The sequence below is a fragment of the Nocardioides sp. GY 10127 genome, assembly GCF_004919085.1.
Taxonomy (GTDB): domain Bacteria; phylum Actinomycetota; class Actinomycetes; order Propionibacteriales; family Nocardioidaceae; genus Nocardioides.
This window is the reverse complement of record NZ_STGL01000008.1, coordinates 134,438-148,405: the sequence shown is the minus strand read 5'-3', so window position 1 is coordinate 148,405 and position 13,968 is coordinate 134,438. Positions and strand designations below refer to the sequence as shown.

The 13,968-nt window shown below is 74.7% G+C and carries 11 protein-coding genes; 5 read left to right on the top strand and 6 right to left on the bottom strand.

Translation table 11 applies throughout. The features are described from left to right. The first annotated feature begins 108 nt into the window (after positions 1-108). The 3 genes from E8D37_RS15370 to E8D37_RS20140 all read left to right on the top strand — a co-directional run bounded on the left by E8D37_RS15370 (position 109) and on the right by E8D37_RS20140 (position 4,559). Positions 109-2,223 carry a hypothetical protein gene (locus E8D37_RS15370; RefSeq protein ID WP_168929776.1) on the top strand — a complete coding sequence of 705 codons (2,115 nt, stop codon included), beginning with the start codon at positions 109-111 and terminating at the stop codon, positions 2,221-2,223. 184 nt (positions 2,224-2,407) lie between these two features. After that, positions 2,408-3,844, top strand: a complete 1,437-nt coding sequence (locus E8D37_RS15365) for a siderophore-interacting protein (protein ID WP_240770479.1) — start codon at positions 2,408-2,410, stop codon at positions 3,842-3,844. 136 nt (positions 3,845-3,980) lie between these two features. Further along, the gene (locus E8D37_RS20140) at positions 3,981-4,559 is read left to right on the top strand and encodes a PadR family transcriptional regulator (RefSeq protein WP_206055781.1); all 579 of its coding nucleotides are present in this window, start codon (positions 3,981-3,983) and stop codon (positions 4,557-4,559) included. Between the two features lie 74 nt (positions 4,560-4,633). On the opposite strand, the gene E8D37_RS15355 is transcribed toward E8D37_RS20140, so the two are convergent. From E8D37_RS15355 to E8D37_RS15345, 3 genes are all read right to left on the bottom strand, one after another. Beyond that, positions 4,634-5,587, bottom strand: coding sequence for an aldo/keto reductase (locus E8D37_RS15355; protein ID WP_136570709.1), 954 nt, complete (start codon positions 5,585-5,587; stop codon positions 4,634-4,636). An 83-nt stretch (positions 5,588-5,670) separates the two neighbouring features. Beyond that, on the bottom strand, positions 5,671-6,402 hold the full coding sequence (locus tag E8D37_RS15350) for an ElyC/SanA/YdcF family protein (protein WP_136570708.1): 732 nt from the start codon (positions 6,400-6,402) through the stop codon (positions 5,671-5,673). Between the two features lie 521 nt (positions 6,403-6,923). Then, positions 6,924-7,544, bottom strand: coding sequence for a TetR/AcrR family transcriptional regulator (locus E8D37_RS15345; RefSeq protein WP_136570707.1), 621 nt, complete (start codon positions 7,542-7,544; stop codon positions 6,924-6,926). A gap of 90 nt (positions 7,545-7,634) precedes the next feature. On the opposite strand from E8D37_RS15345, the gene E8D37_RS15340 reads away from it, so the two are divergent. After that, a complete protein-coding gene (locus E8D37_RS15340) occupies positions 7,635-8,699 on the top strand; it encodes a nitrilase-related carbon-nitrogen hydrolase (RefSeq protein WP_136570706.1) in 1,065 nt (354 codons plus the stop codon). Beyond that, positions 8,696-9,757 carry an agmatine deiminase family protein gene (locus E8D37_RS15335; protein WP_136570705.1) on the top strand — a complete coding sequence of 354 codons (1,062 nt, stop codon included), beginning with the start codon at positions 8,696-8,698 and terminating at the stop codon, positions 9,755-9,757. Before E8D37_RS15340 ends, E8D37_RS15335 begins: the two co-directional genes overlap by 4 nt. A 40-nt stretch (positions 9,758-9,797) precedes the next feature. Here the strand turns inward: E8D37_RS15335 and E8D37_RS15330 are convergent, their stop codons facing one another. From E8D37_RS15330 to E8D37_RS15320, 3 genes are all read right to left on the bottom strand, one after another. Further along, complete coding sequence (locus E8D37_RS15330; protein WP_168929775.1) at positions 9,798-11,060, bottom strand: SLC13 family permease; 1,263 nt, start codon at positions 11,058-11,060, stop codon at positions 9,798-9,800. A 71-nt stretch (positions 11,061-11,131) separates the two neighbouring features. Continuing rightward, positions 11,132-13,054 (bottom strand): subtype A tannase, encoded by a 1,923-nt coding sequence (locus E8D37_RS15325; protein WP_136570703.1) that lies wholly within the window; start codon positions 13,052-13,054, stop codon positions 11,132-11,134. Between the two features lie 209 nt (positions 13,055-13,263). Further along, positions 13,264-13,911 (bottom strand): TetR/AcrR family transcriptional regulator, encoded by a 648-nt coding sequence (locus tag E8D37_RS15320; RefSeq protein WP_136570702.1) that lies wholly within the window; start codon positions 13,909-13,911, stop codon positions 13,264-13,266. Between the last annotated feature and the right edge of the window lie 57 nt (positions 13,912-13,968).

The following is a 13,968-nucleotide window of genomic DNA, read 5'->3' as shown; positions in this document are numbered from 1 at the left end:
CGCGCAAAATCCACCCTCCTACTGTGAGCGCGCTCACTCTAAGCCACCTTTCAGCAGTGTTTAAGGCCCGAACTCAGGCAGAAGTGCTCCGGGCCGGACGGAGGAACCGTGATCAGATCAGCCCAGGCACTCGTGGCCGGCGGTGCGCTCGCGCTCAGTGCGCTGGCCGTCGGCGGCCTCGCCACCACCGGGGCCACGGCCGCCCCCGCGTCCACGCCCTCGGCCTTCTCGGTCCAGGGCGGCGCCTCCCTGCGGCTGGACCACGCCGCCACCTACACCCTGCGGCTGAACGCCACCGGCAAGCGGCTGTGGAAGGCGTCCTCCGCCGGTGACGTGACCTCGTGGTTCAGGCTGCCGGACGGCCGCCCGGCCTTCACCGACACCGAGGGTGTCGCGGTCGCGCACCTGTCGAAGGACCGCTCGACGCTGGTCGTCAAGCTCCACGCGGGCAGGATCGACGGGTTCACCGCCAACGGCTCGCGGGCGCTGGACGTCCGGACGCCGGCCGGGGCGCTCAAGACCGGGAAGGGGTCGTCCAAGGCGACCACCAAGAAGGTCGGTCGCATCGTGCTGCCGAAGCTGACGGTGGACTCGAGCCTGTACGGCACGGCCTACACTCACGGCAAGAGCACGCTGAAGCAGGCCTTCGGCGAGGTCGTCCACTACGGCGACGACAGCCAGGCCGCCATCAGCCTGCACCTGCCCGGGCTCGACGACTCGGAGATCGGGACCTCCGGCGCCTCGGTGGCGCTGGTGGACGGCGACGGGTACTACCCGGAGGAGTACGACTTCGAGGCCACCGACCTGCCCGACTTCGTCGACGGGACCTCCACGTACGAGCTCTCGGCGGGCGACCTGGAGATGGACACCCAGGGCTACCTGACCTCGGACGTCAACAGTGGTCGCGAGTGGAGCTGCCTGGGCGGCGACGGTCAGGGCAACTACTACTACAACCTCGAGGTCAGCGGCCTGACCTACCGCGGTCTCCCGGTGGCCAGCCACGACTTCGGTGCCCACGTCTACATCTACGGCTACAACTACACCGCCGACGCCACCGGCCTGTACGGCGACGGCACGACCGTCACCCCGGAGTGGGCGACGCTCGCGGACAAGACCGGCAGCGCCCCTGCGCCGGGTGCGAAGCCGAAGCTCACCTGGGTCGGCGATGGCGACGAGCCGAACCTGGCCGACTCCCTGGCCGACGACGTCTACGTCACCTGGCCGACGGGGGTGGACGGCTCCGGCCTCACCGCCGACGACGTCGAGATCACCCTGCACAGCGAGGAGGGCGACAGCCTGACCCTCGTGCCGGGCACCGACTTCGAGGTCCAGGGCACCGGCGGCGAGTCGCAGATCGCGATCCTCTACCACAACTGGGCGTTCGTCCCCGTCTACTCGACGATGACCGTCTCGGTCGACGGTGCCGCCGTCGGCAGCACCGCGGTCAGCAAGACCTACGACATCGGCAGCGTCTACGCCTACGAGGCCCAGCAGGGTGGCGGCGGCACGACCGTCGACGGCACCGTCGTCGCCTACTCCTTCTACGGCCTGGCGAACCTCACCGACCCCACGCAGGTCACCACCGCGGCGACCTACACGCTGAGCGTGGTGCAGGACGACACGACCTACTACTACGCCGAGGACGGCGACGGCGTCGGCTCGCTCGTGACCGACCAGACCGCCGCGAAGACCTACGACGCCTCGGGGGCCGACGAGCGGAACATCCAGCTCATCGAGAACTCGGTCTACACGACGACCCGCCGCAACCAGACCGAGGACAAGACGGTGGACGGCGACACCGTCACGTTCACCAAGTCCTACAGCGGCGGTGGGCTGCTGCAGCCGCAGCTGACCTCCGGCCTCGAGGTCGAGCCCGGCTACATCCTGCCCACCGGCACCACCTGGGTCGTCCAGGAGAAGTGGGCGTGGCAGCCGGCCATCGCCGTCGGCTGGACCGGCGTCGACATCCAGCCCTACACGGGCAAGTTCGAGTACGAGGTCGAGGTCGGCGCGAGCCAGCAGTTCACCGCCGACGAGGACGTGACCTGGAGCCTGCTGAACGCGCAGAGCCCCGACACGACCATCGACGAGAACGGGCTCCTCACCATCGGCGAGGACGAGACGGCCACCACCTTCGCGGTGATCGCCACGTCCACGACCGACGACAGCGAGGAGGGCGTCGGCACGGTGAACGTCAAGGTCGTCGCCGCCCCGACGCCCTGATCCCACAGCTCTCCGTCGGCCCGGCTCGCCCCGGGCCGGCGGGGTGGGGTCCCGTCCGCCCCTGTCACCGAGGACGGCCCGCGCCCCCGACCTGCTCCGTGGTCGGGGGCGCGGCTGCGTCCCGGTACTTGCTCGATCCTCTATCGCGATATATCTTCGACGCATCGAGATAGAGGAGAGTCACATGACTGACGACATCGACCGGGATGTTCCCGGAACCACTGAGACCACTGCTCCCCGTACCGGCCGCGGGCCGGAGGGGAGCGACGACGCACGACGAGGAGAAGGACGCCGCGGTGGCGGCCGCGGGCCCGAGGGCCGACGCGGCGGCAAGCCGGGCAAGGACGGCCGTGAGGGCCGTGAGGGCCGGCCCGGCAAGGGACGCGGCGGCCGCGGTGAGCGCGGTGAGCGCGGTGAGCGCGGTGAGCGCGGACGCGGCCCGGGCGGCGAGTCCGGCGGCGCCCTGCGCGAGGAGCTCGCCGAGCTCCACGCGCTCGTCCGCCAGATCGGCCGCGGCGGCAGCGACGCGCAGCGCGAGGCCGCGCTGGCCCGGCTCGCGGAGACCCGCCGGGCGCTGCACGGCGTCCTGGCCATGGAGGTCACGGACCTGGCCGCACCCCCCGCACCTCCGGAGGGCCCGGGCCCCCGCGGCCGTGAGGGTCGCCCCGAGCGCGGCGACCGGCCCGAGCGCGGCGACCGCCCCGAGCGCGGCGACCGCCCCGAGCGTGGTGAGCGCGGTGAGGGCCGCGGTGAGCGCGGCGGGCGCGGCGGCAAGGGCCGCGGCGGCTCGACGCTGCTCACGGTCACGCGCACGGAGTCCCCGGTGCCGGGCCTGCGCCGCGTCTGGTTCCACAGCGACGACCTCTCGGCCTTCGCCGGGAGCGACACGACGGACCGCTACGTGAAGCTCGTGTTCGCCCCCGACGGCGGGGACGTCTCCCGCTTCGCGGACCTGGACCTGCGCGCCGCCCGCGGCACCGTCCCCCCGGAGGAGATGCCGGTCGTGCGCACCTACACCGCCCTGTTCCCCGACGTCGCGGCCGGCACCCTGGCCATCGACTTCGTGCTGCACGGCGACGAGGGCGTGGCCGGTCCGTGGGCCGCCGCCGCCGCGCCGGGCGACACGCTGCTCGCGAAGGGCCCCGGCGGCAAGTACCGCCCGGACGCCGACGCGGACTGGCACCTGCTCGTCGGCGACGAGGCCGCGATGCCCGCGGTCCTCTCCGCCATCGACGCTCTCCCGGCCGGCGCGCGTGCCCAGGTCGTCCTCCTCGTCGAGGACGCCGAGCACGAGCCCGACCTCTCCGCCGGCGCTGCGCTCCCGCAGGGCCTCCCCGACGGGGTCGAGGTGACCTACGTGCACCGGGCCTCCGGGGGCGACCTCGTGGCGGCCGTCGCCGCGCTCGAGTGGCCGGCCGGTCGGGTCAGCGCCTTCGTCCACGGCGAGGCCGCGACTACCATGCAGGGCCTGCGCCCGTACCTCGTGGGCGAGCGGGGCCTCGACCGGGGCGACCTGTCGATCTCCGGCTACTGGCGCCAGGGCCGCACGGAGGAGGGCTTCCGGGACTGGAAGCGCGAGAACGACGTCGAGGGTGGACGCGGTGGCGGCCGCGGCCGCTGAGCCCGGCCCCGCCCAGGGCCCGCGGGGGGCCGGCTCCGGCCGCCCCCGCGGCGCCGCCGACGCGACGGGGCGGCGGGTATCGTCCGGCCCGTCGGACGAACCGCCGGCAGGTGCCGGGCGAGGACGGGGTGAGCGCATGCGTGACGAGGACGGGCGACGCGAGCGCCCCGAGCGCCCGGATCGCCCTGAGCGCCCCGATCACGCGGGACACCCGGGCCACGCCGAGCACCCGCGCCGCGGCGGCCGCGGCGGCGGGCGCCGGGGCCGGGCCTCGCGCGGCGACGTCCGCGCCGCCCTGCTCCTGCTCCTCCTCGAGGAGCCGATGCACGGCTACCAGCTCATGCAGGCGGCCGCCGAGCGCACGGACGGCGCCTGGAAGCCGAGCCCCGGGGTCGTCTACCCGACCATCGGCGGCCTCGAGGCCGACGGCCTGGCCGAGGTGACGTCGGAGTCCGGCCGCAAGACGGTGGCGCTCACGCCCGCCGGGCGGACGGCCGCCGAGCAGCTCGCCGAGTCCGGCGAGGACCCGTTCGCCGCGTTCGCGCACAGCGGCCCCGACCTGGGCGCCGAGCTCGACCGGCTCCACGGCGCCGTCCGGGAGGTCGGCCGGCACGGCACGACCGCCCAGCAGGAGGCCGTGCGCGTGCTGCTCGACCGGGCCCGCCGCGAGGTCTACCGCGTCCTGTCCGAGGACCCGGACGCCTCCGACGGCTGAGCCCGACCGCGCCGCCCCCCGCTCTGGCCAGCGCCCGACGGGGTCAGCGCCCGACGGGGTCAGTGGCCGACCGGTCAGTGCCCGACCGGCCGGGGCTCCACCAGGTCCAGCTCCGCCAGGTCGTCGGCGTCCAGGACGACGTCCAGCACGGCGAGGTTCTCCTCGAGGTGCTCCGGCGAGCTCGTCCCGGGGATGAGCAGCAGGTTCTCGTAGCGCGCCAGCAGCCACGCGAGCGCGACCCGGGTGGCGCTGACACCGTGCCGCGCCGCCACCGAGGCCACGTGCTCGTCGGCGGCGAGCGCCGCCGGCCCACCGGTGAACGCGGAGCCCAGCGGGAAGTAGGGCACGTAGGCGACCCCGTGGGCACGACAGAGGTCCAGGACCTCCTCGTCGGCGCGGTCCAGCAGCGAGTAGGGGTTCTGCACCTCGCCGATGCCGACGCTCTCGAGGGCGGTCCGCACGGTCTCGGCGTGCACCGACGAGACGCCGATGAGGTCGAGCTTGCCCTCCGTGCGCAGGTCGGCCAGCGCGCCGAGCTGCTCCTCGAGCGGCGCCGCGTCGGTGCCCGGGGCGTCCCGCTCGTAGCGGCGGAGGTTCACGAGGTCCATCCGCTCGACGTCCAGGGTGCGGAGGTTGTCCTCGACCTGGGCCCTGAGCTGCTCGGGGCGTCCGGCGGGCAGCCAGCCGCCGCGGTCGTCGCGGGTCGCGCCGACCTTCGTGACCAGACGCAGCTGCTCGGGGTAGGGGTGCAGCGCCTCGCGGATCAGCTCGTTCACGACGTCCGGACCGTAGAACTGCGAGGTGTCGACGTGGTCGACGCCGAGCTCGACGGCGCGGCGGAGCACGGTGCGGCAGCGCTCGGGGTCGGCGTGGGGACCGAAGACGCCCGGGCCGGCGAGCTGCATGGCGCCCAGGCCGACCCGGTGGACGGTCTTGTCGCCCAGGCGGCCGGTGGCGTAGCCGGTGGGGTGGGTGCTGGCCGGGGTGCTGGTGGGAGCCGGGGTGGCGGGGTCAGGGGAGCTGGTCATGCGTCCAGCCTTGCTCGTGCGGGCTCGGCGCACCACGCCCGGGTCTCCGGCTGTGTCTCAGGGCTGTCTCTCGCGGCCCGGCCTCAAGGTTGGGGCCGCGCCCAGTCCGGGTGGCGGGCCAGGAGGCGGTCGTGCGCCGCGGCCACGTCGTCCGGCACGTCCACGTGGGCCAGGAACCCGCGCCCGCGCGGGCCGTAGCCGTCCTCGTCGTCGCGCAGCCGGGGCACCTCGCCCAGCACCAGCCGCTCCCACCGGCCGGGCGGCCACGCGTGGCGGGCGTCGGGGCCGGGCAGGTTGACGGGCCGGACGCCCCGGGGCGACCACTCGGCCCGGAACACCGCGTCCATCCGGCGCTGCATCGTCGGCTCCTGGGTGAGCCCGACCGTGCCCGGGCGCAGGTCGAGGGAGTCGAGCAGGTCGCGGGCGAGCGTGATGTTGTTGCCGCAGTGGGTGGAGGCGTCCTCCAGGACGACGTCGACGATCCCGTGCTCGCGGGCCAGGTGCTCGGCCATGAGCGAGGCCTCGGTGCGGGTGGGGTCCTCGACGCCGAGCACCCGCCGCAGCGCGTCGGTGGTGTGCCCCGCCCCGCCGACCAGCACGAGGGCGCCGACCCGGCCGGCCAGCACCCGGGCGGCCGCCTCGTCCCACGCGCTGGGCAGGGAGCCGCCGAAGAGCAGGAGGACGTCGAGGCCGTCGGCGGGCTCCGGGTCGTGCAGGGCGAGCCAGCGGGCGACGAGGTCGAGGTCGGCCGCGTCCGCCGGGTCCTCGGTACGCCGGGGCTCGGTCGGGCCGGGCCGACCTGCGTCGGCGCTCACGACGTGCCCGAGTGGGTCGCCGAACGCGGGCGTGCAGGCACCGGTGGCTCCTCTCCTCGGGACCGGCTCAGTCTGGCACCGCCGGGCGCCGGGGGGAGCGGTGTGCTGGCAACCGACTGATGCCGTGTCCCGGTTGGTGGGGCACCTCTGGTGGCCGGCGTCGGTGGTGGGCGGTGGCTGGGCAACCTGTGGCTGCCCGCCGGGGGTTGGTGGGGCACCGCTAGTAGCCGGGCGTGGGGGTGGGCGGTGGCTGGGCAACGTGTGGCGGCCCGCCGGAGGTTGCTGGGGCACCGCCGGTGGCCGGGCGTGGGGGTGGGCGGTGGCTGGGCAACGTGTGGGGCCCGGCGGCAGGTTGCTGGGGCACCGCCGGTAGCCGGGCGTGGGGGTCGGCGGTGGCTGGGCAACGTGTGGGGCCCCGCGCCAGGTTGCTGGGACACCGCCCAACACTCACCCGCCCGACATCCACCCGCCCGGCACCCGCCGGCGCGCCACCGTCGGGCCCGACACCGATCGGCCCCGGATCAGCCCCGGACGAGCCCGCCGACGAGCAGGTCGACACCGGCGTCGAAGGCCAGGTCGGCCCGCTGCCGGCCTCGCGGAGCGGCGCGCAGCGCGGCGGCCAGGGCGGGGTGGCCGGCGCGCTCGGCGTCCCACACCTCCTCGGGCGCCGCGAGGTCGAGGGCGGAGCCGATGACGAAGCTGTCGAGCACGGTGACGACGTCGAGCAGGCGTGACTCGCGCACGCCGGCGGCGAGCAGGGTGGCGGTGAGGTCGTCGTAGACCGCCAGCACCTCGGGCGCGCTGACGGTGTGGCTGGTGAGCAGGCCGATCACGCGCGGGTGGGCGGCGAAGCAGTCGCGGTAGGCCCGCAGCAGCGCGCGCAGGGCCGCCTCGCCCTCGGCGCGGTCGGCCGTGCCGTCCAGCACCCCCTCCGGCGGGCGCGGCATGGCGCGGAACACCTCGGCCCGCACCGCCTCGACGATCGCCGCCTTGCTCGGCAGGTGGTGGTAGAGGGACGACGCGCTCACGCCGAGGTCGCGGGCGAGCCGCCCCACGACGAGCTCGCCGGTGCGGTCGACGAGCGCGAGGGCGGCCCGGGCGATCTTCTCCACCGACAGCACGGGCGAGGTGGGGCGGGCCATGCGGGCACCCTACTACCTAATCGAATGACGTTCGGTTAAGGTGCTCGACGGACGCCGGGCCCGCCGGCGCCGCTCCCCGGGAGGACCACCGTGCACCTCGTCACCGCCACCGCCCTGCCGTCGCCCGCGAGGGTGGCCGACCCCGGCGGCGCCGCTGGCAGCCGCGGGACGCTCCGCGTCGGCCTGGTCCAGCACCACTGGCGCGAGGACCGCGACGAGCTCGTGGCCGCGCTGGACGCCGGGATCGCGCTCGCCGTCGCCGAGGGCGCCCGCGTCGTCTTCCTGCCCGAGCTGACGCTGTCGCGCTACCCCGCCTTCGCCGAGCCCCAGGGCGTCGCCGCCGAGCTCGCCGAGCCCCTGGTCGACGGCCCGACGCTGGCCTTCGCCGCCGCGGCCGCGCGGCGCCACGGCGTCCACGTGCACGCCTCGCTCTACGAGCGCGCGGACGCGGACGAGGACGGGACGCCGTACGGCGACGGCCTCGGCTTCAACACCGCGATCCTCGTCGACCCCGAGGGCCGCCTGGTCGCCCGGACGCGCAAGACCCACATCCCCGTCACCGAGGGCTACGTCGAGGACCACTACTTCCGCCCCGGCCCGGCCGAGGGCGCCTACCCGGTGCACCAGGTGCCCGCGCTGGGCGCCGCCCTCGGCCTGCCGACGTGCTGGGACGAGTGGTTCCCCGAGGTCGCCCGGCTCTACGCGCTGGGCGGGGCGGACGTCCTGGCCTACCCGACCGCCATCGGCTCCGAGCCCGACCACCCCGACTTCGACACCGCCCCGCTGTGGGAGCACGTCGTCGTCGGCCACGCGATCGCGAACGGGCTGTTCGTCGTCGTCCCCAACCGCACCGGGGACGAGGGCCTCATCCGCTTCTACGGCTCCTCCTTCATCGCCGACCCCTACGGCCGCGTGCTCGCCCGGGCCCCGCGCGACGAGGAGGCCGTGCTCGTCGCGGACCTCGACCTCGACTCGCGCGCCGACTGGCTCACGCTCTTCCCCTTCCTCACCACCCGCCGCCCCGACAGCTACGCGGGCCTGGCCGCGCCGGTGCTCACGACGCCGGTCCCCTCGCCTGTCCCCTCGCCGGTCCCCTCGCTGTCCACCTCGCCGGCCACTGCGCCGGCCACCGCTGCCGAGGAGGCCCGGGCATGACCTGGCGGATGCCGGCGGAGACCGCGCCGCACACCTGCACCTGGATGGCCTGGCCCTCGCACGGCTACGCGCTGGGCGAGACCGCCGCGGAGGCGGACGAGGCCCGGGCGGCGTGGGCCGCGGTCGCGCACGCCGTCTCCGCGTTCGAGCCGGTGCGGATGGTCGTCGACCCCGTGGCCGTCGGCGAGGCGCGGAAGTGGCTCTCGGCGGACGTCGAGCTCCTCGAGGCCCCGCTCGACGACGCGTGGATGCGCGACATCGGCCCGACCTTCGTGATCGACGACGGGGCCGATGGGTCCGGCGGCGGCACCCCGCGCCTGGGCGCCGTGGACTGGGTCTTCAACGGCTGGGGCGCACAGGCCTGGGCGCGGTGGGAGCGGGACGCGCGGATCGGCCGGTTCGTCGCGGAGGCGGCGGGGGCGGTCGTCCTCCCGTCCTCCCTGGTCAACGAGGGCGGCGGCATCCACGTGGACGGCGCGGGCACCGTGCTCGCCACCCGGACCGTCCAGCTGGACCCCGGCCGCAACCCCGGCCTGGTGGAGGCGGACGTCGAGGCCGAGCTGCGGGCCAGGCTGGGCGTGGACCGGGTGGTGTGGCTCCCGCGCGGGCTCACCCGGGACTACGAGGAGCTCGGCACCCGCGGGCACGTCGACATCGTGGCGACGATGCCGGAGCCCGGCGTGGTGCTGCTGCACGCCCAGCGCTCCCCGGAGCACCCTGACCACGCGGTCACCGCGCAGGTGCGGGACGCGCTGTCCGCGGGGCTGCCGGCCGACTGGCGGCTGGTCGACCTGCCCGCGCCCGCGGGCCTGCGCGACGAGCCGGACCCGGCGACCGGCGAGCCCGGCGGCTTCGTGGACCACAGCTACGTCAACCACCACGTCGTCAACGGCGGCGTCGTGGCCTGCGCGTTCGACGACCCCGGCGACGCGGTCGCCCGTGACGTGCTGGCCGAGGCCTACCCGGGCCGCGAGGTGGTCTCGGTCGACGCCCGGCCGATCTTCGCCCGGGGCGGCGGCATCCACTGCATCACCCAGCAGCAGCCCGCCCTGCCCTGAGCGTCCGGGCGGGCTCGCCCGCTCCACGCCGGCAGACCCCCTACGCCAGCACCCACAGCGTCGTGACGGCGGCGAGCAGCGAGACCGGCGTGGCCACCAGGGAGACGCGGTGGAGCTCGAGGAGCCCGACGTCGAGGCCCACGCGCCGGACGGTGCGGCGCCACAGCAGCGTCGCCAGCGACCCCGAGACGGTGAGGCCGGCCCCGATGCTCAGCCCGAGCAGGGTGGCCAGCAGGGCGTCGGTGCCCAGCGGTGCCACCAGCGGGGCGAGCACGAGGGTCGCGGAGAGGTTGGTGAGCAGGCACGACAGCAGCGCCCCGAGGCCGGCGAGCAGCAGCAGGTCGGCGTAGCCGGCGCCGTGGGGGAGCAGTCGGGCCACCGCGCCCCCGGCCGGCCCGGCGACCACGGCCGCGACGACGAGCCCCAGCGCCAGGACGAAGCCCGCGAAGGTGGGGTGGGCCGCGTTCACCAGCCCGCGACCGGTCGCCAGGCCCCGGCGCAGCGCCCAGCCGGCCAGCACCGACGCCGCGGCCGCGGCCGGCCACACGGGGTCGACGCCCCACGCCGAGCCGGCGACGAAGCCGACCAGCATGAGGACCACCACCGTCACCGGCACGGCCAGGGCGGGGCGCTGCTCGTCGGCGGTCACCGGTGCCGGCGCCGGGGCAGGCGCGGGCGCCGGCACGGGCCCGCGCGGGGCGAGGAGCCGCACGGCCACGACCTCGACGACCAGCACGACGGCCATGACCGGCGCGGTCCGGGCGACGAACGCGGTCGCGGTGAGCCCCAGCCAGGGCAGCGCGAGCAGCGTGGTGAGGTTCGAGACCGGCAGCAGCATCGAGACCGAGTTGGCGACCCGGAGGCCGAGGTGGGCGACGGGGCGCGGGGAGAACCCCCGGGAGGTCGCGGCCGTCACCGCCACGGGGATCAGCAGGAGCACCGTCGCGTCGAGGCTGAGGACGCTGGTGACGACCGCGCCCAGGAGCCCGACTCCCGCCAGCAGCCGGTCGGGGCCGGCGCAGCGGCGGGCGAGCAGGTCGCCCGCCGCGGAGAACACCCCGGCGCGCGCGGCCACGTCCGCGACGACCAGCACGGCGAGCAGGAACCCGACGACCGGTGCCAGCCGGCGCAGCTCGTCCGCGGCGTCCGCCGCCGGCAGGGCGCCGACCGCCAGGACGGCGGCCACGGCCCCGAGGGAGACCAGGGCCTCGCGCCGCGGCGACGGGTGGCCGAACGCGACGACCAGCAGGGCGGTGAGTGCCGCGACCGGCACGCCCGGCCCGACCGTCGTCCACACCTCCACGGCGTCATGGTGGCAGCACGCGGCCCGCCCCCGCCCACCCGAGCGGGGTGGAGACGGGGGCGGGGGCAGGATCAGGACGCCACGGTCTCCTTCACCCACGAGATGAAGTTGTCGGTGGCGTCGCCGGTGAGCTCGGCCATCGTGTGGCCCTGGCCCCAGACGGTGGCGAAGTCGACGTCCTTCACGGCGCCGAGCTGGCCGAGCGCGAGCGCCAGGTTGATCTCGGTGGTGAGCGCGGTGTCGCCCTGCATGATGCCGGTGCGGATGCGCCAGTGCGGCGTGATGGTGGCCGACTTGTAGCCGCTGTACCAGGGGCTCAGGTAGTACATCGGGTTGTACATGTCCATGCGGTCGAGCACGTCGCCGCCGACGTCGTCGGTCTTCTTGAAGTCGCGGCTGTACTGCGAGGCCGCGTAGGAGGACTTCCAGTCGGAGTAGGACGCGTAGGTGCCCTGGTTCGCGCGGATGACGCTGCGCGAGACGCCGGCGAAGTGCAGCCCGTCCTCCCCGCTGCCCATGACCACGTTCTCGGTCTCGCCCCGGTCGATGCCGTCGAAGGCGCCGACGTCCTTGGTGGCCTCCTTCTGGCTCTGCACGAAGCCGCCGAGGTCGAGCACGGTCGCGGTGTTGCTGTCCGCGTCGTAGCGCACCCAGGTCCCGCCCTTGTTGAGGTGCTTGAAGTAGGCCTCGACGGTCTTGTAGGTCGTGGACGTCGTGGTGCCGCCCGCGCCGCCCATGTCACCCATGTCGCCGCCGGGCGCGCCGCTCATGTCGCCGCCGGGCCCACCGCTGCCCATGTCGCTGGGCATGTCGCCGTCGGGCGCCCCGGACATGTCGCCGCTGGGCGCGCCGCTCATGTCACCGCTCGGCGCACCGGAGGAGTCGCCGCTGGTGCCGGTGTCCATCCCCGCCATGAACGAGTTGGACGGGGTGTAGGGAAAGTCGGTGACCGAGAGGAAGTCGTTGAGGGAGTCCTCGACGACCGAGACCACGTGGTCGTAGTAGCTGCCCGCGAGGTAGTGCCCGTCGTCGCTCTTCTCCAGGGTCAGGACCTTCCCGGAGCCGTTGCGGATCTTCAGCTGGTTCAGGTAGCTCGCCCACGCGTCGGCGAGGTCGAGGGAGTACTGCTTGGTCCAGGTGCCCTTCTTGCGTGTGCCGCTGCTGGAGAACTGGCCCATGTTCCACTCGTAGGAGGCGTTGGCGTAGTCGAGGCTGGTGATCGGGCACCAGGCCATGACGCCGTTGACGGCGTCCGAGATGGTCTTGCCCGAGGCGTCCTCCATCGCCGCACCGAGCGTGGTGAGGTAGTCGGTGTAGAGGGTGCTGTCGCCGCTGCTGCCCATGATCGAGGACTGCGCGCCGCCACCGGAGTGACCGAAGACGACGATGCGCTCGGTGTCGCCGGGGATGAGGTCGGCGTTGTAGCGGACGTAGCGGACGGCCGACTTCAGGTCGGTCACGCCCCACGGCGCGTTGCCGTCGTAGTCGTCGGTGTTGGTGTCCTTGCCGCGCAGCCCGGGGGAGACGTAGACGAAGCCGGCCTCCATGTAGGAGGAGACGGTGTCGTAGCTGTAGGACGTCAGTGCCGCCTGCGAGGCGTAGCCGGGGGTGTTGACCGGCAGGACGATGGGGGCGGTCGCGGCGGTGAAGTCGCCGACGGTGCCGGAGGTGTCGATCGTCCCCGTGTAGGTGCCGTCGTCGTTCTTGCTCGTCGACAGGTACGCGCCGGGGACGAAGACGGCGAGCGTCTCGATGTCGGGGGCCTGCGGGTCGGTCACGTAGTAGGCGCCCAGCTGGTAGTAGACGTCGTTGTCGGCGTCGTAGCTCCACTGGGAGCCGTCGAACTCGATGGAGCCGGTGCTGTAGGAGGCCTCAGCGCTGCTGGTGGAGTCGTCCGAGCTCGTGTCGCTCCCGGCGCTGCAGGCCGAGAGGACGACCCCGCCCACCGTCGTCACGCCGGCCGCCTTCAGCAGCGTCCGTCGACTCGTGTCCATCATCGTGGTGCTCTCCTCGCTCAGCGCCCTGAGGTCCGATCCGCAGGGCGTCTGGCCCCGAGGCTGGAGCGGGGGTCTGTGGGCTCCCGGCCGCGGAACTGTGGCGGCACTGTGGTGGACAGGAGGGGACTTTCGTCCTGTGAGCGGACGCACGCAGGGCGATCCGGACGTCTGAGCGGACAGGGGGAGTCGGTTGCGCGGGCGCCGCGTCAGGTCTGCGCGGGGCCGAGCAGCAGCAGCCGGGCGGTGCGCACGAGCTCGTCGGTCAGCTGCTCCCAGGTGAGCTCGCGGGGGGACTCCGCCTGCGGTCCGTGCACCACCCGGTGCATGCACGCGGCGTAGACGAGCCGGTGCGCGACGTCCACGTCGTGCTCGGGGTCCGGGCCGGTGAAGGCGTCCAGGTAGGGCTCGAGGAGGGCCCGGAGCTCCCGCCCGCCCTCGTGGCTGGCGCGCGCGCCCGTGGCGGCCACCCGCTCGTCGGCGAGCCCGAGGACGACGAAGACGCGCAGCAGCGTGGCGTGGCTGCGGAAGGTGTCCGCCAACGCCCGGACCGCGACCTCGACGGCCTCGGCCGGCGCCGCGCCCGAGCGGAGGCGCGAGGCACTCATCCGGTGCGAGAAGTCCTCGCGGAACTCGGTGGTGAACTCCTCCTGGAGCCCGGTGAGCAGGCCGTCCCGGTCGCCGAAGCGGCGGTAGACGGTGCCCGTGGCCACGCCGGCCCGGCTCGAGACCGCGGCGATCGTGAGGGCCTCGGGGCCGCCCTCGGTCAGCAGCCCGAACCCGGCGTCGAGCAGCGCCCGGCGCGTGCGGCGGCTGCGCTCCTGCAGCGCCGCGGGTGGGGTCGGGCTCGAGGTCATGCTCGGCAGCATAGGAGTCCGGCGGCCGAGGGCGTTGACACCACCGAGGGGGCAAAT

Excerpts from the sequence above, each read along its gene's own strand:
- E8D37_RS15335 (WP_136570705.1), top strand. The coding sequence starts at position 8,696 with ATGACCTGGCGGATGCCGGCGGAGACCGCGCCGCACACCTGCACCTGG.
- E8D37_RS15365 (WP_240770479.1), top strand. The coding sequence starts at position 2,408 with ATGACTGACGACATCGACCGGGATGTTCCCGGAACCACTGAGACCACT.
- E8D37_RS15355 (WP_136570709.1), bottom strand. The coding sequence starts at position 5,587 with ATGACCAGCTCCCCTGACCCCGCCACCCCGGCTCCCACCAGCACCCCG.
- E8D37_RS15325 (WP_136570703.1), bottom strand. The coding sequence starts at position 13,054 with ATGGACACGAGTCGACGGACGCTGCTGAAGGCGGCCGGCGTGACGACG.
- E8D37_RS15345 (WP_136570707.1), bottom strand. The coding sequence starts at position 7,544 with ATGGCCCGCCCCACCTCGCCCGTGCTGTCGGTGGAGAAGATCGCCCGG.
- E8D37_RS20140 (WP_206055781.1), top strand. The coding sequence starts at position 3,981 with ATGCGTGACGAGGACGGGCGACGCGAGCGCCCCGAGCGCCCGGATCGC.
- E8D37_RS15320 (WP_136570702.1), bottom strand. The coding sequence starts at position 13,911 with ATGACCTCGAGCCCGACCCCACCCGCGGCGCTGCAGGAGCGCAGCCGC.